Source organism: Nocardia sp. NPDC058176 (assembly GCF_042883805.1).
Classification (GTDB): Bacteria; Actinomycetota; Actinomycetes; order Mycobacteriales; family Mycobacteriaceae; genus Nocardia.
This window is the reverse complement of record NZ_JBHVVA010000009.1, coordinates 33,600-57,462: the sequence shown is the minus strand read 5'-3', so window position 1 is coordinate 57,462 and position 23,863 is coordinate 33,600. Positions and strand designations below refer to the sequence as shown.

The 23,863-nt window shown below is 69.6% G+C and carries 23 protein-coding genes; 10 read left to right on the top strand and 13 right to left on the bottom strand.

Annotation, left to right across the window (positions count from 1 at the left end; genetic code table 11):
* The first annotated feature begins 4 nt into the window (after positions 1 to 4).
* The 5 genes from ACFVVM_RS31015 to ACFVVM_RS30995 all read left to right on the top strand — a co-directional run bounded on the left by ACFVVM_RS31015 (position 5) and on the right by ACFVVM_RS30995 (position 4,883).
* On the top strand, positions 5 to 1,537 hold the full coding sequence (locus tag ACFVVM_RS31015) for a trypsin-like peptidase domain-containing protein (RefSeq protein WP_387625569.1): 1,533 nt from the start codon (positions 5 to 7) through the stop codon (positions 1,535 to 1,537).
* 33 nt (positions 1,538 to 1,570) lie between these two features.
* Positions 1,571 to 1,990, top strand: coding sequence for a Sec-independent protein translocase protein TatB (tatB, locus tag ACFVVM_RS31010; protein ID WP_387625567.1), 420 nt, complete (start codon positions 1,571 to 1,573; stop codon positions 1,988 to 1,990).
* A 179-nt stretch (positions 1,991 to 2,169) separates the two neighbouring features.
* Positions 2,170 to 3,027, top strand: a complete 858-nt coding sequence (locus tag ACFVVM_RS31005; protein WP_387625565.1) for a hypothetical protein — start codon at positions 2,170 to 2,172, stop codon at positions 3,025 to 3,027.
* A gap of 116 nt (positions 3,028 to 3,143) precedes the next feature.
* Entirely contained in the window at positions 3,144 to 3,716 is a 573-nt protein-coding gene (locus ACFVVM_RS31000) for a hypothetical protein (protein ID WP_387625563.1), read from the top strand.
* Positions 3,717 to 3,809: 93 nt separating this feature from the next.
* Positions 3,810 to 4,883, top strand: a complete 1,074-nt coding sequence (locus ACFVVM_RS30995) for an XdhC family protein (protein ID WP_387625561.1) — start codon at positions 3,810 to 3,812, stop codon at positions 4,881 to 4,883.
* Between the two features lie 13 nt (positions 4,884 to 4,896).
* Here the strand turns inward: ACFVVM_RS30995 and ACFVVM_RS30990 are convergent, their stop codons facing one another.
* The 7 genes from ACFVVM_RS30990 to dapE all read right to left on the bottom strand — a co-directional run bounded on the left by ACFVVM_RS30990 (position 4,897) and on the right by dapE (position 11,551).
* Positions 4,897 to 5,325: a DUF2628 domain-containing protein gene (locus ACFVVM_RS30990; protein WP_387625559.1), complete on the bottom strand. Its 429-nt coding sequence runs from the start codon at positions 5,323 to 5,325 to the stop codon at positions 4,897 to 4,899.
* Between the two features lie 143 nt (positions 5,326 to 5,468).
* Positions 5,469 to 6,407: a glucosyl-3-phosphoglycerate synthase gene (locus ACFVVM_RS30985; RefSeq protein WP_387625557.1), complete on the bottom strand. Its 939-nt coding sequence runs from the start codon at positions 6,405 to 6,407 to the stop codon at positions 5,469 to 5,471.
* Complete coding sequence (folP, locus tag ACFVVM_RS30980; protein ID WP_387625838.1) at positions 6,404 to 7,270, bottom strand: dihydropteroate synthase; 867 nt, start codon at positions 7,268 to 7,270, stop codon at positions 6,404 to 6,406. The genes ACFVVM_RS30985 and folP overlap by 4 nt, the downstream gene beginning before the upstream one ends.
* Positions 7,267 to 9,033, bottom strand: a complete 1,767-nt coding sequence (locus ACFVVM_RS30975; RefSeq protein WP_387625555.1) for a long-chain-acyl-CoA synthetase — start codon at positions 9,031 to 9,033, stop codon at positions 7,267 to 7,269. The genes folP and ACFVVM_RS30975 overlap by 4 nt, the downstream gene beginning before the upstream one ends.
* Positions 9,030 to 9,605 carry a TIGR00730 family Rossman fold protein gene (locus tag ACFVVM_RS30970; protein ID WP_387625553.1) on the bottom strand — a complete coding sequence of 192 codons (576 nt, stop codon included), beginning with the start codon at positions 9,603 to 9,605 and terminating at the stop codon, positions 9,030 to 9,032. Before ACFVVM_RS30970 ends, ACFVVM_RS30975 begins: the two co-directional genes overlap by 4 nt.
* The gene (locus ACFVVM_RS30965) at positions 9,599 to 10,405 is read right to left on the bottom strand and encodes a TIGR00730 family Rossman fold protein (protein WP_387625551.1); all 807 of its coding nucleotides are present in this window, start codon (positions 10,403 to 10,405) and stop codon (positions 9,599 to 9,601) included. Before ACFVVM_RS30965 ends, ACFVVM_RS30970 begins: the two co-directional genes overlap by 7 nt.
* A gap of 51 nt (positions 10,406 to 10,456) precedes the next feature.
* Positions 10,457 to 11,551, bottom strand: a complete 1,095-nt coding sequence (gene dapE, locus ACFVVM_RS30960) for a succinyl-diaminopimelate desuccinylase (RefSeq protein ID WP_387625549.1) — start codon at positions 11,549 to 11,551, stop codon at positions 10,457 to 10,459.
* A 157-nt stretch (positions 11,552 to 11,708) separates the two neighbouring features.
* Between dapE and ACFVVM_RS30955 the strand changes: the two genes are divergently transcribed.
* Together ACFVVM_RS30955 and dapD are read left to right on the top strand one after the other, a co-directional pair.
* Positions 11,709 to 12,326 (top strand): hypothetical protein, encoded by a 618-nt coding sequence (locus ACFVVM_RS30955; RefSeq protein ID WP_387625547.1) that lies wholly within the window; start codon positions 11,709 to 11,711, stop codon positions 12,324 to 12,326.
* A gap of 106 nt (positions 12,327 to 12,432) precedes the next feature.
* The gene (gene dapD / locus ACFVVM_RS30950; protein ID WP_387625545.1) at positions 12,433 to 13,383 is read left to right on the top strand and encodes a 2,3,4,5-tetrahydropyridine-2,6-dicarboxylate N-succinyltransferase; all 951 of its coding nucleotides are present in this window, start codon (positions 12,433 to 12,435) and stop codon (positions 13,381 to 13,383) included.
* A gap of 65 nt (positions 13,384 to 13,448) precedes the next feature.
* Here the strand turns inward: dapD and ACFVVM_RS30945 are convergent, their stop codons facing one another.
* From ACFVVM_RS30945 to ACFVVM_RS30935, 3 genes are read right to left on the bottom strand one after another with little or no spacing between them, the layout of a single operon-like run.
* A complete protein-coding gene (locus ACFVVM_RS30945; protein ID WP_387625542.1) occupies positions 13,449 to 13,838 on the bottom strand; it encodes a PPOX class F420-dependent oxidoreductase in 390 nt (129 codons plus the stop codon).
* 41 nt (positions 13,839 to 13,879) lie between these two features.
* The gene (locus ACFVVM_RS30940) at positions 13,880 to 14,539 is read right to left on the bottom strand and encodes a LuxR C-terminal-related transcriptional regulator (RefSeq protein ID WP_387625540.1); all 660 of its coding nucleotides are present in this window, start codon (positions 14,537 to 14,539) and stop codon (positions 13,880 to 13,882) included.
* Positions 14,536 to 15,897, bottom strand: a complete 1,362-nt coding sequence (locus ACFVVM_RS30935) for a sensor histidine kinase (protein ID WP_387625538.1) — start codon at positions 15,895 to 15,897, stop codon at positions 14,536 to 14,538. The genes ACFVVM_RS30940 and ACFVVM_RS30935 overlap by 4 nt, the downstream gene beginning before the upstream one ends.
* 143 nt (positions 15,898 to 16,040) lie before the next feature.
* Between ACFVVM_RS30935 and ACFVVM_RS30930 the strand changes: the two genes are divergently transcribed.
* Positions 16,041 to 16,712, top strand: a complete 672-nt coding sequence (locus tag ACFVVM_RS30930; RefSeq protein WP_387625536.1) for a molybdopterin-dependent oxidoreductase — start codon at positions 16,041 to 16,043, stop codon at positions 16,710 to 16,712.
* A gap of 18 nt (positions 16,713 to 16,730) precedes the next feature.
* Here the strand turns inward: ACFVVM_RS30930 and ACFVVM_RS30925 are convergent, their stop codons facing one another.
* Positions 16,731 to 18,158, bottom strand: coding sequence for an acyl-CoA synthetase (locus ACFVVM_RS30925; protein ID WP_387625534.1), 1,428 nt, complete (start codon positions 18,156 to 18,158; stop codon positions 16,731 to 16,733).
* Positions 18,159 to 18,273: 115 nt separating this feature from the next.
* Here ACFVVM_RS30925 and ACFVVM_RS30920 point away from each other — a divergent pair, with 115 nt between their 5' ends.
* Positions 18,274 to 19,125 (top strand): oxygenase MpaB family protein, encoded by an 852-nt coding sequence (locus ACFVVM_RS30920; protein ID WP_387625532.1) that lies wholly within the window; start codon positions 18,274 to 18,276, stop codon positions 19,123 to 19,125.
* Here ACFVVM_RS30920 and pruA read toward each other — a convergent pair.
* On the bottom strand, positions 19,122 to 20,753 hold the full coding sequence (pruA, locus tag ACFVVM_RS30915; RefSeq protein ID WP_387625530.1) for an L-glutamate gamma-semialdehyde dehydrogenase: 1,632 nt from the start codon (positions 20,751 to 20,753) through the stop codon (positions 19,122 to 19,124). The two genes, ACFVVM_RS30920 and pruA, sit on opposite strands and share 4 nt — an antisense overlap.
* 172 nt (positions 20,754 to 20,925) lie before the next feature.
* On the opposite strand from pruA, the gene ACFVVM_RS30910 reads away from it, so the two are divergent.
* Positions 20,926 to 21,306: a hypothetical protein gene (locus tag ACFVVM_RS30910; RefSeq protein ID WP_387625528.1), complete on the top strand. Its 381-nt coding sequence runs from the start codon at positions 20,926 to 20,928 to the stop codon at positions 21,304 to 21,306.
* A gap of 393 nt (positions 21,307 to 21,699) precedes the next feature.
* Here ACFVVM_RS30910 and ACFVVM_RS30905 read toward each other — a convergent pair whose 3' ends face one another.
* The gene (locus ACFVVM_RS30905; RefSeq protein ID WP_387625526.1) at positions 21,700 to 23,811 is read right to left on the bottom strand and encodes a protein kinase; all 2,112 of its coding nucleotides are present in this window, start codon (positions 23,809 to 23,811) and stop codon (positions 21,700 to 21,702) included.
* Between the last annotated feature and the right edge of the window lie 52 nt (positions 23,812 to 23,863).

Below are 23,863 nucleotides of genomic sequence, written 5' to 3'. Positions count from 1 at the left end.
GGACGTGACAGGCGAATCGACGAATTCCGGATCGGCCGAGCACTCGGATTCGGGGGACAACCGAGGCAATCTGCGGCCCTCCGACGCGCCGACCCTCGGCCCGCGCCCGGTGTACCGGCCCCACATCGACAGCCATACCGCGCGCGCGTTCCGTCGCCCGAACGGCCAGTCCGGTTCGTTCGCACCGCACGACCCGCAGCGGCCGGGCGCGACGCCCGCCGATCAGTCGATCACCCAGCGCCCGCCCGACGGCGTCCTGGCCGAGGCCTTCGCCCGGCCCGACGGCTCCGACGAACTCCTGCAGCGCGAACCCGGCGCCGACCGGTCGCACACCGCCATCGCCGGTCCGGTCGACCCGTGGCGTGATCCCGAGGCAGGCGCCCGGCTCGGCGCTCCCGCGGTGGAGACCGCGCCCGCGGCCCGCCTGCCCGTCGCCCCCAAGCTGACCGCGCGCGAGGTGCTGTTCGGTTCCCGGGTCGCGCCCAAGGCGCTGGCCCTGCTGGCCGTGCTCGCGCTGGCCATCGCCCTCGTCGGTGGGCTGGTCGGGCGGATCACCGCCGAGACCGCCTCCACGCTCACCTCACGCAAGGTGACCCTGGACCAGAGCTCGGGCATCGATGCCCCGCGCAGCCCGATCGCCGCCGTCGCCGACGCGGTGCTGCCCTCGGTCGTCTCGATCCGGGTCACCGTGGGCGACAACGGCGCCACCGGTTCCGGCGTGGTGATCGACGGCGCGGGCTACGTGGTCACCAACAACCACGTGATCTCGATGGCCGCGACCGACAAGTCCGACCGGGCCGCCATCCAGGTGCAGTTCTCCGACGGCAACCGGGTGCCCGCCGAGATCGTCGGCCGCGACCCCAAGACCGACCTCGCCGTGCTCAAGGTCGACGCCAAGAACCTGACCGTGGCCGAGCTGGGCTCCTCCGACGATGTCCAGGTCGGCGACGACGTGCTGGCGATCGGTTCGCCGCTGGGCCTGAGCAAGACCGTCACCTCCGGCATCGTCAGCGCCCAGCACCGCCCGGTGAAGCTGGCGGGCGAGGGCAGCGACACCAATGCCGTGATCGACGCCGTGCAGACCGATGCCGCGATCAACCCCGGTAACTCCGGTGGCGCCCTGGTGGACATGCAGGGCCGGGTGATCGGCATCAACACCGCCATCCGCAGCGAGACCGGCGGTTCGGTGGGCCTCGGCTTCGCCATCCCGGTCGACGTGATGACCACCGTCACCCAGGCCCTGATCCGCGACGGGCAGATGCACCACCCGGTGATCGGCCTGAGCGCGCGCACCAAGACCGTCGCCAACGAGGTGATGAGCGGTGCCGCGGTCGCCGATGTGACCCCGGGCAGCCCGGCCGACAAGGCGGGCATCGTCGAGGGCGATGTGGTCGTGAAGATCGGCGCGCGCGAGGTCACCAACCCCGACGAACTGGTCGTCGCGGTGCAGGCCCACCAGATCGGTGAGACGGTGAACGTGCGGTTGATCCGCGATGGCAGGCAGGTAGACGTGCCGGTCACGCTCGAATCCGACTGAGCTGCGGCGGCGCGTTCCGGGTAGCCTGGATCCGTGTTCAGCAACATCGGGTGGAGCGAGATGATGATCCTGCTCGTCGCCGCCCTCGTGATCCTCGGCCCGGAGCGCCTGCCCGGCGCTGTCCGCTGGACTGTCGATTCGCTGCGTCAGGTCCGCGACTACGCCAGCGGCGCGACCACCCAGCTGAAGCAGGAGCTCGGCCCGGAATTCGACGATCTGCGCAAGCCGCTGGCCCAGCTGAACGAGCTGCGCGGCATGACCCCGCGCGCCGCGGTGACCAAGCATCTGCTCGGCGGTGACGATTCGGTGCTGCGCGACATCGAGAGCGCCGTGCCGGACAAGCAGCAACTGTTCGGCACCAGCAGTGGCATGCCGGACACCTCGTCGACGCCCTCGCTGCAGAAGCCGCTCGACCGCAACGAGCGCCCCCCGATCGACTTCGACGCGACCTGACCACAGAACACACCGCACGGTCGTCATTTGCCACATGATCGCGCACCGTCGAGATGGCGCGACGACCTCGCCCGATGGTGATTGCCGACAATCCGGGCATGACAGCCCTTGTGGCGCAAGACAGTTGGATGTCAAGCGTTATAGACACGGAACGCTGTCGAGCTGTCTAGACTTCGCACATGTCGGCCGATGACGTGGCACGAGTATTCGCGATCGAAGACAAGGTCGAGAGACTCAAGGCGGCCACCGACGGGGTGGCGGCTGCTCAGCAGACCATCAACGAACTCACCCGGATCAGGCGCGCCGTGATCCGCGAACTCCATGCCGACGGCTGGACGTTCGCCCGGATCGGCGCCGCGGCGGGACTGTCCCGCGCGCGCATCCACCAGGTGAGCACCCAGGGACCCGTCCCCGAGGGGCTGTTCTTCGGGCACGGTTCGCTGACCGTCCTCGCCCCCGAGGTCCGCGCGGGCAGGCTGCTCGGCGCACCCGACCCCGCGGCGGCCGAGCGCCTGGCCGAGCTGCTGCGTCAGCTGGGCTTCGCCGCCACCGTGGAGACCTTCCTGCCCGGCAGGCCGGTCGACCTCAATCGCGACGGTCTGGTGATCCTGGGCGGCCCCGAGCTCTCGCCGAGCCTGCGCCAGCTCGTGGTGGCCGATCCGCGCCTGCGCCGGACCGTCACCAGGGCGGGCGACACCCGCCGCGGGATCGAGGACCGGGCCGCGCGCCGGGTCTACCGGCCCGGCGGCGCCGAACCGCACGACATCGCCTACCTGGCCCGCCTGCCCCGACCCGACCGGCGTGGCAGCGTCATGGTGATCGACGGCCTGCACCCGCCGGGCTCGCTGGGTGCGATCCGGTTGCTGGCCACCCGGCTCGCCACCCTGCACGAGCGGGCGAGCACGCATTTGTTCTCGGTTCTCATCGCCGTGCGATACGACCGGACCACCGGCGAACCGATCGACGCGGACTTGCTCACCCCGGTCTATCGCCACGAAACCGACTCGCGGTTGGCTACGACCCGCGTTCGTCCATAGTCTGATCTAAACTAACCACACTTTGTGATCTCCATCACGCTATTGTTATGGATCACAAGTCGCCCGCGATGGTTAGATTGCTAGCGAGTAACCGAGTGTGAGTAGGTGAGCTTCAGATGTCCTCGTCTCCCGAGGCCAGCGCGTGCCGGGTCCTGCCCGTCCGCGCGGCAGGTACACCGGATCCACGGACCGTTCCCTCGTTCGATACCGAACCGACCGCGGGCGAGGTCATCCTCGCCACTCATCGGGTCACCTACAGCGACCGGTTGAAGGTCTTCATCGGCCCGCACGAGGACGTGGACAGCTTCCTACGCCCCTTACGCCGCATGGACGGCCACCAGCGCTACGCGCTCGATCTGACCGTGCTCCCCGAGCCGATGCCCGCCACCGAGGTCACCACGGCGGTGAGCGCGGCCCGTGGCGATCTCGCCCTGCAGTGCGCCGGTTCGGCCGACGCGATGACCCTGCAGCTGCGCACGACGGTCGATCACGTCACCCGGCGCTTCACCCTCGGGTTCCCCGGCCACCGCCTCGGCCTGCCGACGGTGTACCTGCCGCACGGCGACGACGACACCTACGTCTACCCCGAAGAGGTCTTCACCGCCGACCACGCGGCCGCGATCTTCCGCGACTTCTTCCGCGACGGCACGGTGTCCGCGGGGCTGCTGCAGCGCGAGATCCTCGACTGACCCGCGCTCGGCGCGCGCGCATGCTCGGCGATAGCTAGGCTGGTCAGGACAGTCACAACGCCTCGACGGTGACTGGGGAGAGGCCGGTGCGCGATGCGCGATGTACTCGGGCAGGTGCTCGATCTACTCACCGATCAACCGGTGGCGCTGGCCAGGATCGTCGACCGGACCGGCGCGAGTCCCCGCGACACCGGCGCCGCCATGGCGGTGGGCACCGACGGCCGGATCATCGGCTCGCTGTCGGGCGGCTGCGTCGAATCGGCGGTCCTCACCACCGCCGCCCAGGTGCTGCTCGACGGCCGATCGAGCCTGGAGCGTTTCGCCGCGGCCGACGAACTCGCGGTCGGCCTGCCCTGCGGCGGCGAGATCGAGGTCTTCGTCGAACGCCTCGACCACACCGATCTGCCCCGCCTGCGCGAGCTGGCCGCCGCGCTCACCTCGTACCGCCCGGTCGCCTACGCCACCACCCTGGAATCCACGCCCGACCGGAAACTCCTGTATCCCGGCCACAGCGCGCCGTGGCGTGAACTGGACCAGGATGCCGCCGCCCTGCTGGCCGCGGGCCACAGCGGGCTCATCGGAGCCCAGGACTGTACGCCGGTCGCCGCGACCCGCCCCCGCACCTTCGTCCAGGTCTTCCGCTCCCCCGCCCGGATGATCCTGGCGGGCGCCAACGACTACACCCGCGCCCTCACCGTCGCCGCGGCCCAGCTCGGCTACCACGTCACCGTCGTCGACGCCCGCGAAACCTTCACCACCCCGGCTCGTTTCCCCGCCGCCGACGCGGTCGTGGTCGACTGGCCGCACCGCTATCTCGAGGCCGAGCAGCGCGCGGGCCGCGTCGACGAGCGCACGGTGGTCTGCGTCCTCACCCATGACCCGAAATTCGATGTCCCGATGCTGGTTTCCGCGCTGCGCCAACCCTCGATCGGCTTTCTCGGCGCACTGGGCTCGCGCAAGGCCCACACCGACCGCACCCGACGGCTGCGCGAAGCGGGCCTGTCCGCGAGCGAGATCGCCAGGGTCCACAGCCCGCTCGGCCTCGACCTGGGCGCCCACACGCCGGAGGAGACGGCGATCTCGATCCTGGCCCAGATCCTCGCCGAGCGCGGAAAGTCCTCGGCGCGTGCGCTTTCGGCGCTGACCGGGCCGATCCACGCCCGCTGAACCGCGCGCGGGCTCAGGCGCGGAAGATCCCCTCGAACGGGTTCCAGCTCGGCGAGCGGCGCACCACGTGCAGGTAGTACGCGTAGTCGGCGGAGGCCGCGTAGATGCCCGCGAGGAACAGCGGGACCACGCGCCAGACGAAGTCGGGGATCTCGCCGTCGCGCATCGCGAAATCCACCACGTTGAGCAGCAGGATCACGGCGGTGGCGAGGGCCAGCATCGTCAGCGCCTTGCGCCACATCCCGAGGACGAGGAAGTAGATCGGACCGAAGAGGAACGCGAGCACGTTGTAGTTCCAGAACATCCGCTCCACGAACGGCTTCTGCCGCATCGCGTTCTGGAACTCCCGGCTCGCGGGCGCACCGTGCGCGTCGAAGAACTCGAATCGCTTGCGCCATCGAGGTTTCAGCTCGGCGTACACGGTCGGTCGAACGTTTTCCACTGATCCCCCACTGGCGACATTCCGGCAACTGCGCACACCATATCCGACTCCACGGTGCTGGAGTGCCCGAACAGTGTTGCGCTACTGGGGAATACGACGACGGGTGCCCACCGGTACCGGCGGGCACCCGTCGCGGGGCTCGGTTACGCCGCGACCTGTTCGGGACGCAGGGTCTTCATCGGCGGACGGTCTTCGAGAGAGACCTCGGTGGAGTGAGCGATGAACTCGCCGCCGATCATCGGGAACTGGGTCAGCGCCGCACCGGAGTCGGCGACCCCGCTGCGGCGCAGGGCCGTGCCGAGGATCTGGCGGCTCATCACGCCCAGATCGGACAGCGGGCGATTGCGGTGGGTGCGCACGCCCAGGTTGACCTGGGTGATGGCGTCCATGCCCAGCTGGTCGTAGGTGTCGAGCAGCAGGCCGATCTCCACGCCGTAGCCGGGCGCGAAGGGAACGGAGGTCAGCAGTTCGCGGCTGCCCGCGTACTCACCGCCGAGCGGCTGCAGGACCTGGGCCAGTTCGGGGCGCAGGGCGGCCAGCAGGGGCCGGGCGACGAGCTCGGTGACCCGGCCGCCGCCGTTGGCGTCGACGGACTCGCCCTGGCGCAGCGGGCGCCGGTAGTAGGCCTTCGACAGGTGCGTGCCGGGTGTGGTCAGCAGCGGGCCGAGCAGCTTGGGCACGAAGGCCGGATCGGGGTCGATCAGGTCGGAGTCGACGAAGGCGATGAGATCACCGGTGGTGCAGGCCAGCGAGCGCCACAGCACCTCGCCCTTGCCGGGCAGCGGTTCGAGTTCGGGGACGGCTTCCTCGCGGGTGATCACCTCGGCACCGGCGGCGCGTGCCCGTTCGGCGGTGGCGTCGGTGGAGCCGGAGTCGAGCACGATCAGTTCGTCGACGAGCGTGCCGAGCAGCGGCCGGATACTGGCCACCACGGCGGCGACGGTCTCTTCCTCGTTCAGTGCGGGCAGCACCACCGAGACGGTGCGGCCTGCCTTGGCGGCGACGAGTTCACGCACCGCCCAGTCCGGGGTGTCCCAGGTGTGGGTAGTGGCCCAGGCGGGCTCGCGGTGTTGGATTTTCATGCCAGACCTCGCAGAGTTCGTGCGGGGGGCCGGATGCCCTGGATCGCGGCGATCATGTCCACGACCCGCCGGGTTTCGGCGACTTCGTGAACCCGGAAGAGCCGAGCGCCCGCGGCGGCCGCCCATGCGGTTGCCGCCAGTGTGCCCTCGACCCTTTCGGTGAGACCTACACCTAGAGTCTCCCCGATAAAATCCTTGTTACTCAGTGCCATCAGTACTGGCCATCCGGTTTTTACAAGACCGTCGATTCCGCGCAACAACTCGAGCCCGTGATAGGTGTTTTTTCCGAAATCATGGGTGGGATCTATCACTATCCCGTCCCGGCGCACCCCGGCCGCCGCAGCATTTTCGGCCGCGGCGACCACCGTCGCGGTCACCTCGGCCACCACGTCGGTGTAGCGCACCCGGTGCGGCCTGGTGCGCGGAACGGCGCCGCCGGTGTGGCTGCAGACGATCCCGGCGCCGGTCTCGGCGGCCACGTGCACCAGATCGGGATCGGCGCCTGCCCAGGTGTCGTTGATCAGGTCGGCGCCCGCCGCGACGGCCGCGCGGGCGACATCGCCGCGCCAGGTGTCCACACTGATCAACAGCTCGGGATACTTCGTCCGGATCGCCGCGACGAACGGCACCACCCGCTGCGTTTCCTCGGCCGCGTCCACGGTGGCGCCGGGCCCGGCCTTCACCCCGCCGATGTCGACCAGATCCGCGCCCTCGTCGACCGCGCGCGCGACCCGTTCCATCGCGGCTTCGTCACTGAAGGTGGCGCCGCGGTCGTAGAAGGAGTCGGGCGTGCGGTTGACGATGGCCATCACCAGCGCCCGGTCGGTGGCGACCGGGCGCCCGCAGAAGGTGGGCAGCACTATCTCGGGGCCTTACCGTTGGCGACGTCGGCGGCGTAGTCGTCGTAGGCGGGAACATAGCCGTTCGACGGACCGGACAGCACGTACAGCTCGCCCTCGGCATCGGGCGCGTAGCCCTGCTTGCGCAGTTCCACCTTCCGGCTCTTGAACGTGGAGGTCTGTTCCAGCTCGCCGACCACCCGCACGAACAGCGGGATCGCGTACAGCGGCAGCCGCTCGTAGACGGTCGCGGCCAGCGCCTTGCCGTCGAACTCGGTATCGGGATGCAGGGTGATCGCGGCCATGCCCGCCTTGCCGTCGGTGCCGGGGATGTCGACGCCGTAGACGACGGCCTGCTCGATGCCCGGATCGTGCCCGAGCGCGCCCTCGACCTCGGTGGTCGCCACGTTCTCGCCCTTCCAGCGGAAGGTGTCACCGAGCCGGTCGACGAAGGCGATGTGCCAGAAGTGCTGATCGCGCACGAGGTCGCCGGTGTCGAACCAGCTGTCGCCGGACTTGAAGCCGTCGCGGACGAGTTTCGATTCCGAGGCGCGCTTGTCGGTGTAGCCGTCGAAGGGCTGCCGGTCGTTCACTTTCGCCAGCAGCAGCCCGACCCCGCCGCGCGAGACCCGGCGCAGCTTGCCGTCGGGCCCGCGCTTGGCCTTGCCGGTCTCGTCGTCGTATTCGACGACGGCATAGGGCAGCGGGCACAGTCCGGCGGTGCGGTCGAGGCCGAACGCGTTGACGAAGGCCAGCGGCGCCTCGCTCGACCCGTAGAACTCGACGACCCGCCCGATCCGGAACCGGCGACGGAACTCGTCCCACAGTTCAGGGCGCAAACCGTTGCCGACGACGAGCCGGATCCGGTTGTCCTGCTCGGCGGGCCCCACCGGCTGGTTGAGCAGGTACCGGCACAGTTCGCCGATGTAGATGAACGCGGTCGCGCGCTCGCGGGCGATCTCGTCCCAGAAGCCCGAGGCGGAGAACTTGCGCGAGAGCACGTAGGTGGCCTCGCCGGCGAGCACCGACGACAGCGCGACCGTGAGCGCGTTGTTGTGATACAGCGGCAGACAGCAGTACATGCCGTCGCCGCCGTGCAGCCGGACGCCGAGCCCACCGAGGCCCGCCATGCTCTTGGTCCAGCGGTGATGGGTCATCACGCTGGCCTTGGGCAGGCCGGTGGTGCCGGAGGTGAAGATCAGGAACGCCCGCTCGCCCGCGGTGACCTGCGCGCACACCGCCGGATCGGCATCGGTTGCGGTACGGGCGGTTTCGGCCAGTTCCTCGGCAGCGAGCACGTTCTCGGCGGGCTCGGGCAGCGAGTCCAGCGCCTCGGCGCACTCCGCGCCGACGACGGTCAGCACCGCGTTCAGCAGGCCGATACTGTGCGCGAGCACCTCGTCGCGCTGGTTGTAGTTGAGCAGGCCGACGGTGGCGCCGAGCTTGAGCACCGCGAGCACGGTGAACAGGGTCTCTGGCCGGTTGGTTATCAGCACGCCGACCACGTCACCGCGGCTCACCCCGCGCGCGGAAAGCACTGCCGCGTACCGGTTCACCTCGCTGTTGGCCGCGCGGTAGGTGTAGGAACGGCCCTCGAACCGCAGGAACACACGATCGGGCCTGCGGTGGGCGACCCGCTGGAAGTACAGGCCGATGGAGGCCTTGTCCTTGGGGCCGACCAGCATTCCGCGCGCGTTGCGCAGCATGCCGGGGACATCCTTGGCCATGCTCGGCAGCGCGCGTGCCAGGTCGGTCACGCGCACCGTGTCGCGGGCGTCAGTGCTCACGTCGATTCTCCTACCCCTGTGGCCGCGGCCGGTCGCAGCGCGGCGAACGCGGCGGGCAGGTCGGCGACCACGGTGATCCGGTCGCGCGCCTCCCGCGCCACAATTCTGCGCTCGGACATCCCGTCGATCCAGCGAAACAGTCCGTCGTAGAACCCGTCGGCGTCGAGGACGACCACGGGTTTGGTGTGTTCGCCGAGGTAGCCGCCGGTCCACGTCTCGAAGAACTCCTCGAGCGTGCCGATGCCGCCGGGCAGGGTGAGGAAGGCGTCGGCGCGCGCCTCCATCAGCTGTTTGCGCTGGCGCATGGTGTCGGTGACCAGCAGTTCGTCGGCATCCACATCGGCGACCTCGCGGTGCACCAGGTGCTTGGGAATCACGCCGACGGTGTGCGCGCCACCGGCGCGGGCCGCGGTGGCGACCGCGCCCATCATCGACACGTGACCGCCGCCGGAGACCAGTTGCCAACCGCGCCGGGCGATCTCGGTGCCGACCCGGGCGGCCAGGCTGATCAGGTCGGGGTCGGTGGTGCTCGACGAGCAATAGACGCAGACGGAGTAGGGCGCGCTCACCACTCGTCCTCGGTGCCGAGCCGTTCGATGTCACCCTTGTCGCCCGATTCGCCCTGGATGATCCGCACGACCTCCTCGACGCTGTCGGTGACCTGGATCAGGTCCAGGTCCTCGGGCGAGATCTTGCCCGCGGTCGCCATCGATTCGCGCAGCCAGGTGACCAGGCCCGACCAGTACTCGGTGCCGAACAGGATGATCGGGAAGCGGGTGATCTTGCGGGTCTGCACCAGGGTGAGCGCCTCGAACAGTTCGTCGAGGGTGCCGAAGCCACCGGGCAGGCAGACGAAGGCGCGCGAGTACTTCACGAACATCGTCTTGCGGACGAAGAAGTACCGGAAGTTGATGCCGAGGTCGACCCAGTCGTTGAGACCCTGTTCGAACGGCAGCTCGATCCCGAGCCCGATCGAATAGCCGCCCGCCTCCGAGGAGCCGCGGTTGGCGGCCTCCATCGCACCGGGTCCGCCGCCGGTGATCACGGCGTAGCCCGCCCCGCTGAGCGCGGCGCCGATCGCGCGCGCGGCCGCGTACTCGGGGTGATCGGGTGGCGTGCGTGCCGAGCCGAACACCGTCACCGCGGGCGGTACCTCGGCCAGCGCACCGAAGCCCTCGACGAATTCGGCCTGGATCCGCAGCACCCGCCACGGATCGGTGTGCACCCAATCGCTGTCCTGCCGCGTGTCGAGCAGGTTCCGGTCCGCGGTGCCGACACCGGTCTTGCGCTTGCGCCGGAACATCACCGGTCCCCGGAATTTCGGTGCCGACTTGACCTTCCCAACCTGCTCATCCGCGGAATCGGTAGACATGGCCCCCACGCTACTGGGTCCGTTCCGGCGGGCAGCCGGTCGCTGTCGATCTCACCCGCGCGACAGATAGGTCCGCAGCATGGCCGTCACGGCGCTGATCTGGGCGAGCGGGACGTGTTCGTCGCGCTTGTGGGCGAGGTTGGGGTCGCCGGGGCCGAAGTTGACGGCGGGAATGCCGCGGGCGGCGAACCGGGAGACGTCGGTCCAGCCGAACTTGGCGCGCACGCCGCCGCCCCCGTGGGCGTTGACCGAGTCGATGAGGGTGCGCGCGGCGGGCGCGGTCAGGCCGGGCAGGGCGCCGGGTGAGGAGTCGGTGACCTCGAAGGTGAGGTCGAGGCCGGCGAAGACCTCGCGGACGTGCTCGATCGCCTGCTCGACGGTGCGATCGGGGGCGAAACGGAAGTTCACATCCACCTCGCCCACATCGGGCACCACATTGCCCGCGACGCCGCCGGAGACGCGCACGGCCGAGAGTCCCTCGCGGTAGACGCAGCCGTCGATGTCGACCTTGCGCGCGTGGTAGGCGGTCAGGCGGGCCAGCACCGGCGCCAGCGCGTGGATGGCGTTGTCACCCAGCCAGGCGCGGGCCGAGTGCGCCCGCACCCCCTCGGTGGTCAGCCGGACCCGCAGGGTGCCCTGGCAACCGGCCTCGATCCAGCCCGCCGAGGGCTCGCCGAGGATGGCGAGGTCGCCCTCGAGCCATTCCGGGAGGTCGCGCTCGATGTGGGCGAGGCCGTTGAATTCGGCGGCGATCTCCTCACCGTCGTAGAAGATCAGCGTCAGATCGTGCGCGGGGTCGGTGATGGTGGCGGCCAGGTGCAGGAATACCGCGTCGCCGGACTTCATGTCGACGGTGCCGCAACCGAACAGCACCGCCTGGCCCTCGACCCTGGCGGGCCTGCTCGGCACATTGTCGGCGATCGGCACCGTGTCGAGGTGACCGGCCAGGATCACCCGGGTCGGCAGGCCGCGATGGGTGCGGGCCAGCACCACATTGCCGTGCCGCAGCACCTCGAAGCCGGTGGTCTGCTCCCGCAGGGCCTGCTCGACCAGGTCCGCGATCTTGGCCTCGTCCCGCGACACGCTGGGGACATCGACCAGGGCGGCGGTCAGCTGAATGGGGTCGGCGCGCAAATCGAGAGTCACATCTCGAGCGTAGTACGATGCGCCGCCGCCATTCACACTCCAGCAAATATTGCGACTTCATGACAATGAACCCCTGTGCGCGGCAACGAATTCGGCATTCGATAGGTTTTGCGCGCTGCCCTCACCGGGGCAGAAAAAACGGAGGGATTCACAAAGAATGAAGTTCGGAAAGATCACTACTGCTGTTTTCATGGCCGTCGCCGCGGTGGGGATTACCGCTGCCACCGCCAACGGTCAGCCCGCTGTGGCGACCGAGCAGCCTGCTGTAGTGGCTTCGGGGGGCGCGACTTCGGGTGTGGTGAGCGGCATCAACTACCACACCACCGTCTCCCCGGCTGACAAGACCATTACCTGGGCTGTGGACAGTGGCCGGTTCGAGGTCACCGCGGACGGCACCGCCGTCGCGCTCAAGACCGAGGACGGCGCCACCGTCGACTCCACCCCGCTGCGCTCGGAGCTCGCGGGTCTGCCGATCTCGGTGGAGCCGAAGATCAGCGCCGACGGCCGCACCGTGCAGCTGGCCGCGTCGATGAGCCCGCAGGATTCGGCGAAGGCCGCGGCCATCGCCGAGGCCAAGGACATCAGCTCCTACGACCGGCTGATGTACCAGGTCAACAAGAACATGCCCGGCATCGTCATCGGCGCTGTCATCGGTGCGTTCATCCCGTTCCTGTGGCTGATCACCATTCCGGCCGGTGCCGTGATCGGTGGTTACGTGATGGGTGGCCAGGAGTTCCTGGACGCGCTGACCGCGTTCGCGACCGGCCAGCCCTGATCTGATCCGGCAACACCACGAAGGTGCGCGGGCGATTGCCCGCGCACCTTCGCGCGTTGAGGGGGTGGCGCACACAAGTGCGCGCGGAACGGGCAAAATGAGGACCGTGAGTATTCAGGGAGCAAGCGCAGTCGGTATCGCCAACGTGACCGCGGACGGGACCGTCCTCGACACCTGGTACCCGAGCCCGGAGCTGGGCGCGTTCACCGAGACCGGCTCCAAGCGGCTCGAGGCGGGCGAGGTCGCCGAGTTCGCCGAGCTGCTCGGCGTCGACGCCGCGCGCGGGGTTGAGGTGATCGCGGTGCGCACCACCATCGCAGACCTCTCGGCCGCCCCCGTCGACGCGCACGACGTCTACCTGCGCCTGCACCTGCTCTCGCGCCGCCTCGTGCCGCCGCACGGCCTGAGCCTGGACGGCCAGTTCGGTCTGCTCAGCAATGTCGTGTGGACCAATCACGGCCCGTGCGCGGTGGAGGGCTTCGAGCAGACCCGCCTGAAGCTGCGCGCCCGCGGCCCGGTGACCGTGCTCAGCATCGACAAGTTCCCCCGCCTGGTCGACTACGTGGTGCCTTCCGGTGTGCGCATCGGCGACGCCGACCGGGTCCGTCTCGGCGCGCACCTCGCCTCCGGGACCACCGTCATGCACGAGGGCTTCGTCAACTTCAACGCGGGCACCCTGGGCAACTCGATGGTCGAGGGCCGCATCTCGGCGGGCGTCGTGGTCGGCGACGGCTCCGATGTCGGCGGCGGCGCCTCCATCATGGGCACCCTCTCCGGCGGCGGCACCCAGGTCATCTCGGTCGGCGAGCGTTCCCTGCTCGGCGCCAACTCCGGCCTCGGCATCTCCCTCGGCGACGACTGCGTCATCGAAGCGGGCCTCTACGTCACCGCGGGCACCAAGGTCACGACCCCCGACGGCACCGTCGTCAAGGCCTCGACCCTCTCTGGCCAGAACAACCTCCTGTTCCGCCGCAACTCCACCACCGGCGCCGTCGAGGTGGTCAACCGCAAGGGCACCGGCGTCGAACTCAACGCCGCCCTGCACGCCAACGACTGACCTGTTCCGACGAAGGCCCCGCACTCACCCGAGCGCGGGGCCTTCGCCGTCGCGCTGTCGCCGGCTCAGAGCTGGGGTGGTTCCGGGGTGAGGCCGAAGGCGATGATGCGGGTGGGGTGGATGCGGATGAGGGCGTCGGGGTTTTCGGAGATGTAGGACTCGACCTCGGTCAGAGCTTCCGCGGTGCCGCGGATCTCGACGCAGCGGACGCGCCAGGGTTGGACCGAGGCGATGTCGTCGACGACGAAGGAGACGTGGGGGTTGGTCGCGAGATTGCGGAACTTCTTGGAGGCGGCCAGTTTCCAGCCCGCGATGTCGATGGTGCCGAGGTCGGCGTTGTAGCGGAAGCCGACGGGATTGTTCTGGGGTGTGCCGTCGGGGCGGACGGTGGCCAGGCGGCCCAGCTTCTGGGTCGACAGGTAGGCGATCTGTTCGGCGGTCAGTGCTGCGCTCATGACTTCGACGGTAGGACCTCGACCACGCTCGAGGTCAAGAATCACCCTTTCAGGCGCAGGACGGCGAGCACGCGGCGATGGTGGGTGTCCGAGGGCGGCAGATCGAGCTTGGTGAAGATGTTGCCGATGTGCTTCTCCACGGCGCGTTCGGTGACCGTGAGGGCGCGGGCGATGGCGGCATTGGTCAGGCCCTGGGCCATGAGCTCGAGCACCTCGCGCTCACGCGGGGTGAGCCGGTCCAGACTGTCCTGCTGGCGGGCGGCACCCATCAGCTGACTCACCACCTCCGGGTCCAGTGCCGTGCCGCCGGTGGCGACCCGGCCGAGCGCGTCCATGAAGTCCCCGACATCGGCCACCCGGTCCTTGAGCAGATACCCCACCCCGCCGGCACCGTCGGCGAGCAGTTCGGTGGCGTAGCGGGTCTCGACCCACTGGGAGAACACGAGCACCCCGGTTCGCGGGTACTTGCGGCGCAGTTCGATGGCGGCGAGCAGGCCCTCGTCGGTGAACGACGGCGGCATCCGCACATCGACCACCGCGACATCCGGTGCGTGGGTGCCGACCACCGTCGACAGGTCGGTGGCGTCGCCCACCATGGCGACCACCTCGTGCCCACGCTCGGCGAGCAGCCCGGCCAGCCCGTCCCGCAGGATGGCGTTGTCCTCGGCGATCACGATGCGCAACGAGCCGGGCGCGCTCATCGGGGCTCCACGAGCGGCAGGGTCAGGGTGATGACGGTCGGTCCGCCGGGTGCGCTGTCCACGGTCATGGTGCCGTCGACCGTACCGGCCCGCGCGGCCAGACCGGCCAGACCGCTTCCGGCACCGGGTATTCCGGCATCCGGGCGCGGCGCACCGCCGATCCCGTTGTCACGCACGGTCACCGTGAGGAGCCGGGCACCGGTCGGAACCACCGACACCAGCACATGATTCGCGTCGGCGTGGCGCACGACGTTGGTGAGCAGCTCGGCCACCGAGAAGTAGGCGATGGCCTCGATCGCCGGACTCGGCCGCGCGATGAGTTCGTACCGCAGTTCCACCGGCACCGCGCAGCGTGCGGACAGCGTCTCCAGGGCGGGTTCGAGGCCGAGTTCCAGTGCGGGCGGGTGGATTCCGCGCACGAGCTCGCGCAATTCGACCAGCGCCTCCTTGGAGCTGCTGTGCGCGTCGGCGATCAGGTCACTCGCATCGTCGCCGCGCGCGACCCGGTCCTCGGCCCGGCCGAGTGCCATCGCGATGGTCACCAGCCGTGCCTGGGCGCCGTCGTGCAGATCGCGTTCCACCCGGCGCAGGGTGGCGGCGGAATCCTCGACCGCGACCCGCCTGCTCTCCCGCAGGTGCGCCATCCGCTCCCGGTCGGTCGGGGTGAGCAACCAGATCGCCACCTGCCGGTGCGCCAGGCAGACCACCCGGATCAGCCACGGCAGCACGAAACAGCCGAGCACACCGACCGCGCCGAGTCCGAGCACCCGCGGCCAGGTGTCGAAGTAGAAATCGTCGAACTGCACCATCGACTGGCGTTCGACACCGTCGGCGTCGACGTTCATCGGCCGCCCGATCGCCCAGAAGACCGGCGAGATCGCGGTGAAGACGGCGACGGCGATCGCCACGAGGACGAAGTACCCGACGATGACGCCGAGCACCGCCTGCACGATCAGGAAGGCCAGCGCCCGCCACGCGGCCAGATCGGTGAACGCCCCGGTCAGGAACCCGATCAGGCCACGCTTCGGACGAAACGGCGGCGGCGATTCCAGCGGGGTGTCGAGCAGGGTGCGCACCAGCGCCCGGTACACCGTTCCCCAGACCCGGCTACCGAGGATCACCAGCGCGAGCACCGGGACGCCGACCACGAGTACGGCGACGAGCAGCCCGCCGCCGAGCCCGAAGAACAGGTAGCAGATCCCGAGGGCACCGACCAGGTAGGCCGCGATCAGGTAGCCGAGTTCCTTCCAGGTCCTGGCCTGGAACGGGGCGAGCGCGACGGCGCGCAGCACCGATCCGGTGGCCGCCGGTGCGGGACTCGGCGCCACGTCGAGCACTTCAGTTGACGATTCGGTCATGTCGTCCATGTTTGTCGAGGTGGAACGGCTTTTCGAGGGAGCAGGCCGCCGCATCCATGGTGTGGTCAGCTACACCATGGACGCACGGATCGCCCCGCGTTACGCTCATTGAATATACGCAACCGAATATTAGGAGGGTCGGCATGCCACTTCCCCCTGGTCAACGCGCGATCGAAGGCTTTCCCCGATTCGGCACCCACCTCCACCACCCGCCGCCACCGATCCCCGCCGACCCGGTGATCGAGATCGGCGGCGCCGTCTCCGAAGCCGTCACACTGTCGATGGCCGACCTCGGGGCACTGCCGCGGCGGCAGGTCGACGCCGACTTCCATTGCGTCGCCGGATGGTCGGCCACCGATCTGCGGTGGGAGGGAACCTCGTTCGCGGCCCTCTACCGCGCGCGAATCGAACCACTGCTCGCGCCCGGCACGGCGATCAGCCATGTCGTCTTCACGGGTCTCGACGACTACCGGTCGATCGTGTTGCTCGAGGACGCCTTGGCCGAGGACGTGCTCATCGCCGACCGGCTCGACGGCCGGCCGCTCGACAGCGACCACGGCGCGCCGATCCGGCTGGTGAGCCCACACCAATACGGCTTCGTCAACACGAAACACCTGTGCCGCATCGAATTCCACACCAGCGCACCGCCCGATCCCGACCGGTTCTCCCCGCTGGCCGCGCACCCGCGGGCGCGGGTGTGGGCGGAGGAACGTCACCGCTATCTGCCCGGACGCGCGGTACGGCCGATCTACCATTCGCTGGTCCGGCCGATCCGAGCACTGAGCGCGCGGGGAAGCCGCACCCGGCCGCGGTAGCCGTCACCGGCGCGCGGGTCAGCCGAGCAGCTTCTTCTGGACCTTTCCCATCGCGTTGCGCGGCAGCGCGTCGACGAAACGGACCTCACGTGGCCGCTTGTGTGCCGACAGCTGGTCGCCGACATGCGCGATCAGCGCGGCGGCGAGTTCGGCGGAACCCGGCTCGCGGGCGATCACGAAGGCCACGATCCGCTGGCCGAGATCGTCGTCGGGCAGTCCGACCACCGCGACCTCACCGACGGCGGGATGGCCGAGCAGCGCGGTCTCGATCTCGCCCGCGCCGATGCGGTAGCCACCGGATTTGATGAGGTCGATGGACTCGCGGCCGACGATGCGGTGGAAGCCCTCGGCATCGATGACGGCGACGTCGCCGGTGCGGAACCAGCCGTCCTCGGTCCAGTCCAGCGCGGTCGCGTCGGGGCGGTTCAGATAGCCGTCGAACAGCATCGGGCCGCGCACCTGCAGGCCGCCGATGCTCGTGCCGTCGTGCGGGACGGGTGCGCCGGATTCGTCGCGCAGGCGGGTTTGCACCCCGCGTACCGGCGTTCCGACCCAGCCGGGCCTGCGCTCGCCGTCGGCGCGGGTGGACAGCGTGATCATGGTTTCGCTCATGCCGTACCGCTCGACCGGCGCCTGCCCGGTGAGCTCGGCCAGCTTCTCGAACACCGGCACCGGCAGCGGCGCGCTGCCCGAAACCAGCAGCCGTGCCTTGCCCAATTGCCTTGCGAGCTCGGGCTGTTCGACGATCCGCGACCACACCGTCGGTACCCCGAAGTACAGGGTGCCGCCCGCCGCCGCGTACGCCTCCGGGGTCGGCTTGCCGGTGTGGATCACCGGGCTGCCTACCCGCAGCGGGCCGAGCAGTCCCAGGATCAGCCCGTGCACGTGGAACAGCGGAAGTCCGTGCACCAGTGTGTCTTTCCAGGTCCACGCCCACGCCTCGGCCAGCGCGTCGAGCCCGGCCGCGATGGCGCCGCGGCTGAGCATCACGCCCTTCGGCGCGCCCGTGGTCCCGGAGGTGTAGAGGATGAAGGCGATGGCCGCCGGATCGGGTTCGGGGTAGGTGTGCCAGGACCGCGCGTGCAATCGCACCGGAATCACCGGCAGCGCAGTACCTTCGGGGGCCACGCCCAGCCAGGCCTGCGCACCCGAATCGCGCAGGATGTGCTCGCGTTCGGCCGCACCGGAGTCCGGCGGCACCGGCACCACGGTCACCCCGGCGATCAGGCAGCCGACCACCGCGAGGACCGTACGCACGGTCGGTTCGGCCAGCACCGCGACCCGCTGGGCCCGGGCGACCCGTTCGGCCACCGAAGTCGCCGCACCCAGCAGATCGCTGCGCGACAAAGTGGCATCATCGATGGTGACGGCGTCGGGAATGTCGGCCCCGGCGGCGACGGCGATCGGATTCAACGAGGCGAGCAGCAGCGGCGGACCGTAGGACATCCGTCCACGCTAACGCGACGAGGTTCGGCGGTGGCCGCCGCCGTGCGTTGACACCCTGGCGACAGGATGAGACATTCAACGTATAACTCTCTCAATGACGAGAACGGGGTCAACGATGACCATCCTCGCTCGGTCGCGTACACAGCGGACCGAACCAGCGGAATTCGACATTCGCGACCACATCGACGGTGCCGCAGCCTTCTACGGCGCGACCGCCAATGTGATCATGCAGCTCAGCCTTCCCCCCGTCGGCTACGGCGTCGCGGAATCGCGGGTACACAGCGGCAGCATCATGCTGCACCCGATCAAGCGGACCCGCACCACCCTCACCTACCTGGCGGTGGCCCTGATGGGCACCGACGCCGATCGCGCGGTCTATCGCACCGCCGTCAACGGCGCGCACCGCCACGTGCACTCCACCGCCGACAGCCCGGTCAAGTACAACGCCTTCGACAAGAACCTGCAGATGTGGGTCGCGGCGTGCCTGTTCTGGGGCTCCGAGGACGTGATGCGCCGCCTGCACGGCCCCGTCGACGAGTCGATCGCCGACGCCTTCTACGAATACGCCCACTACCTGGGCACCACGTTGCAGGTGCCACGGGAGATGTGGCCCGCCGATCGCACGGCGTTCGCCGCGTACTGGACCGAGCACCTGGCGCGCACCAGCATCGACCCCACGATCAAGGCCTACTTCGACAAGCTGCTCGACCTGCGGATGCTCAGCGCACCGCTGCGCGTCCCCTTCGCCCGCTTCCACCGCTGGTTCACCACCGGACTGCTCCCCCAGCACCTGCGCGACGAACTCGGCCTCACCTGGAACGACCGTGACGAAGCCCGCCTCAACCGCCTGATGCGAGCCACCGGCGCGGTCTCCGGCCGGATGCCGCGGGTCATCCGCAACTTCCCCTTCAACCTCACCCTGGCCGACATGCGCAGGCGCCACCGCAAGGGCAAGCCGCTCATCTAATCCATGTGGGGGTAGCGGTAGTCGGTGGGTGGGACGAAGGTTTCCTTGATCGCGCGGGGTGCCACCCAGCGTAGAAGGTTCAGGGGCGAGCCCGCTTTGTCGTCGGTGCCGGAAGCTCTGGCGCCACCGAAAGGTTGCTGACCGACCACCGCGCCCGTCGGTTTGTCGTTGATGTAGAAATTGCCCGCGGCGAATCGCAGTGCACTGCTGGCCTTTTCGATGATGTCGCGGTCCTGGGCGAAGACCGCGCCGGTGAGGGCGTAGGGGGCGGCGGAGTCCACTTCGGTCAGCAGGACGTCGAAGGCGTCGGGAGCATCGTCGTCGTAGACGTAGACCGACAGGATCGGCGCGAAGTACTCGGTGCGGAACATCTCGTCGCGCGGATCGTCGGCGATCAGGACGGTCGGACGGACGAACCAGCCGACGCTGTCGTCGTAACCACCGCCCGCGGCGATGGTGAGGCCGGCGTCCCTGGCGCGTTCGATGGCGGTGACGGCCTTGTCGTAGGCGCGCTGATCGATCAGCGCGCCACCGAAATTCGTCAGGTCGGTGATGTCGCCGTAGCTGACCTCGTTGATGGCGTCCAGGAACTGCTCGCCCATCACCCGCCACAGCGAACGCGGCACATAGGCACGTGAGGCCGCCGAGCATTTCTGGCCTTGATATTCGAAGGCGCCGCGAATCATGGCGGTGGACAAGGCTTCCGGATCGGCCGACGGGTGCGCGAGGATGAAATCCTTGCCGCCGGTCTCCCCGACCAGACGCGGATAGGCATGGTAGTCACCGATGTTCGCGCCGACCTGCTGCCACAGATGCTGGAAGGTCCGGGTCGAGCCGGTGAAGTGGATACCGGCCAGGCGCGGGTCGGCCAGCGCCACCTCCGAGAGGTTCTTGCCGTCCCCGGTGACCAGATTGATCACCCCGGGCGGCAGGCCCGCTGCCAACAGAATGCGCATGATCACCAGCGCCGAGAGTGTTTGTGTCGGTGCGGGTTTCCACACGACGGTGTTGCCCATCAGCGCGGGCGCGGTGGGCAGATTTCCGGCGATGGCGGTGAAGTTGAACGGGGTGATCGCGTAGACGAAGCCCTCCAGCGGGCGGTAGTCCATCCGGTTCCACACCCCGGCGCTCGACCGCGGCTGGCCCTCGAAGATCTGGCGCGCGTAGGAGACGTTGAATCGCCAGAAGTCGACCAGTTCGCAGGGCGCGTCGATCTCGGCCTGCACCGCCGACTTCGACTGCCCGAGCATCGTGGCCGCTGCCACCCGCTCTCGCCACGGCCCCGCCATCAGGTCCGCGGCCCGCAGGAAGATCGCCGCCCGCGCGTCGAACGAGAGGTCCCGCCAACCCGGCGCCGCCGCGACTGCCGCCTCGACAGCGCCGCTGGCCTCCTCGTGTGTGGTGTCGGTGTAGGTCCCCAGCACCAGCGCCCGCCGATGCGGCGCGACGATCCCGTGCCGTTCCCCCGCCCCGCTCCACTCCCGCCCGCCGATCACCAGCGGCACATCGACGCACTCCCCCGCGATCTCCGCCAACCGCGCCACCAGCCGCTCCCGGCCCGCCGTCCCCGGCGCGTAGGACTGCGGGGGCTCATTCACCGGCTCCGGAACGACCGTGACAGCGTCCATACCCCGAGGCTATCGCCGTCGCACCAAGATCGCCCGGACCAGCGGGCCGCTCGGCGCGTGCCCGCTTCCTGCTCGACGCGGTTGTCGACGTGCGGCGGCCCGTGAACCCGCCTGGACAGGATCATCAGCGGTTGTTAATCGCTCGACAAGGACGCGAGCTCACGCTGGCGACATGACTCGCGCACTCCGCCCCCTGCTCATCGCCTGCACCGTCCTCGCCGCCCTCTTCGCCCTGTCGGCGTTCAGCGCCACCGCGGGCGCCCAATCCCCCGAACGCATCCGCTTCGCCCCCGGCACCGACGGCGCCACCGTCTCCGGCGCCGTCGTCCGCGGCACCGCCGACACCTACGTCCTGGAAGCCCGTGCGGGCCAACGGATCACCGTCGCCATCAACTCCGTCGAAGACAACGCCGCCTTCGACATCTACACCCCCAGCGGCCAGTGGTTCCCCGGCTACGACCGCGCCGTCCTCCCCGAATCCGGCGACTACTTCATCGTCGTCTCCCCGACCCGCGGCAACGCCACCTACTACCTCAGCGTCTGGATCCAGTAATCCGCCCCGGCACGCGTGGCGGCGCCTGCCGGCTCCGCGTGACACCCTCGCTACGCACTACCTACGCACCCTCGCCACCGCTGCGCCGTTGTCCGGCCGCGGTGGCGATGCGTTCGCCGGTCGACCGCACGGCGGTACCAAGCGCGCAGCCGGGCCTCAGCGCGCAGCGGTACCCAGCGCACAGTCGTGCTCGGCACGCAGCGGTGCTCCGCCCGCGACCAGCCTCGGCACGCAGCGGTGCTCCGCCCACGGCCGTGCTCCGCCCGCGGCCATGCTCAGCGCGCGGCCATGCTCAGCACTCGGCCATGCTCGGCGCGCAGCGGTGCTCGGCGCGCAGCGGTGCTCGGCGCGCAGCGGTGCTCGGCGCGCAGCGGTGCTCGGCGGCATCCGTGCTCAGAAGGGTGCCTGTTGCCACCAGTCGTCGCGGGTCTCTTCGAAGGTGTGGTCGGGCCAGGAGACCTCGACGACCGAGTTCTCGTTGCGGATGTCGCCGACCTCCCTGGCTGCCAGGGTGAAGGGGGCGGCGGGGTCGAGGGGGCGGTAGGCGGTGAGGGTGGTGCCGGGGAGTTGGCGGGTGGTGTCCTGGACGGTGTGGCGGGCGAGGTAGGCCTCGGCGTCGGCGGGGGTGCGGAACTCGGTGTACCAGAGCTGGATGCCGGTGGCGTCGTTGCAGGTGATCTGCCGGGTCGGGACCGGGTCACCGGGCATGACCACCAGTGCGGGGGTGGCGAAGCAGGCGGCGTCGCGCCAGCCGCGACCGCTCGGGCCCGCGGGGATCAGCTCGGTGAACCCGACGGCGACCGACTCGTGCGCACCCCAGGTCGGGGCGGGTGCGCGCACGAACTTCCAGTAGACGGCACCCGCACCGACGAACCCGATCCCGGCGAGTACGAGCAGGCTCACGGCGAGCACCCGCCAGCGCGCCGACACAGCGTTGTGCGGAGGGCCGGCGAGGTGGGGGGCCGAGACGAAGTGCGGCGAACCCGCGACGTGCGGCGAGACAGCCGCGTGCGAGGCAGCCGCGTGCGAGGCAGCGACGTGCGAGGCAGCGACGTGCGAGGCAGCGACGTGCGGCGAACCTGCCACGTGCGACGCAGCTGCATTCGGAGAACCAGCCACGTGCGAGGTAGCCGAGTGCGAGGCAGCCGCGTGCGGCGAACCTGCGATGTGCGACGCGGCGGCTGGGTGCGATGAGCCGACGACGTGCGGCGAGGCAGCGACGTGCGGCGAGGCGGACAGGTGCGGTGCGGCGGCGTGCGGCGAACCAGCGAGGTGCGGTGCGGCGGACAGGTGCGATGAGTCGACGACGTGCGGCGAGGCGGCTATGTGCGACGCGGCGTGCAGCGAACCAGCGGCGTGTGGTGGGGCCACCGCATGGGATGCCGAGGCGGCGGACGGTGTCGAGGCGGCGTGCGGCGAACCGGCGATGGGCGGCGAGGCCATGGGGTGCGGCGCCGAGGTGGCGGACGGTGTCGAGGCGGGGGTGAATCCACCGAGGCGCGGGTCGGTGCCGTCCGTCACGGTGACCGAGGTGGCTGTGTGCGCCTCGTCGGCCGACGAACCAGGAATCTCGAGCGGCGGACCGATCAGCGTCGGCGTCGGCGCGCCGGGATCGATGGAGGCGGGCCGGGGCGATGACACGGGGTCAGGGGTGAGAACCAGGTGATCGAAGCCTGGAACCGACAGTGCCGCGGCCGCCGCATGGGCGAATTCCGCGCAGCTGCCGAACCTTTCGGACCGCTCCTTCGCCATCACGCGCGCCAGCACGGCGTCGATGGCCAGGGGCAGGCCGGGGACGTCAGAGGAAGCGCGGGGCACCGGCTTGGTCAGGTGGGCGGCCACGACAGCACCGGGATTGTCTGCGGGGAAAGGACTTTCACCCGTGAGCAGAGTGAACAGGGTGCAGCCGAGTGAATACTGATCGCAGCGATGATCGACCGTCTCGCCCGACAACTGTTCGGGCGCCGCATAGGCCAGCGTGGCGAGGAAGGCACCGGTGCGGGTGAGCTCGCGGGAGTCGCCGCGCAGCCGCGCGATCCCGAAGTCGGTGAGCACCACCCGGTCACCGTCCCGCGCCGGGGCCAGCAAGATGTTGGCGGGCTTGATGTCTCGGTGCAGCACGCCCCGCTCGTGGGCGTAGTCCAGCGCCTCCGCCGTCTGGGCGATGATGTTCACCGCGCGCGCCGGATCCATCGGCGTCCCACGGAACACCGAGGCGTCGGTGCCGTCCACGTACTGCATGGAGATCCACATCAGCCCGTTCTCGACCCCGCGGTCGAGCACCGTGACGACACCGGGATGGTCGAGATGGGCCGAGACATCGGCCTCACGCTCGAACCGCCCGCGCACCTCGTCATCGGAATACAGTTCGCGATTCAGCAGTTTCAGCGCCACCTGCCGAGGCAGCCGCGGATGCGCCGCCAGATACACGGTCCCCATCCCACCCCGACCGAGCATCCGCTCGATCCGATATCCGGCGAACACCGTGCCAGCGCCGAACTTCACCCCGTGCATCCGTGTCGAGCCTTTCGATCAATACCACGCCCCTACGACCCTA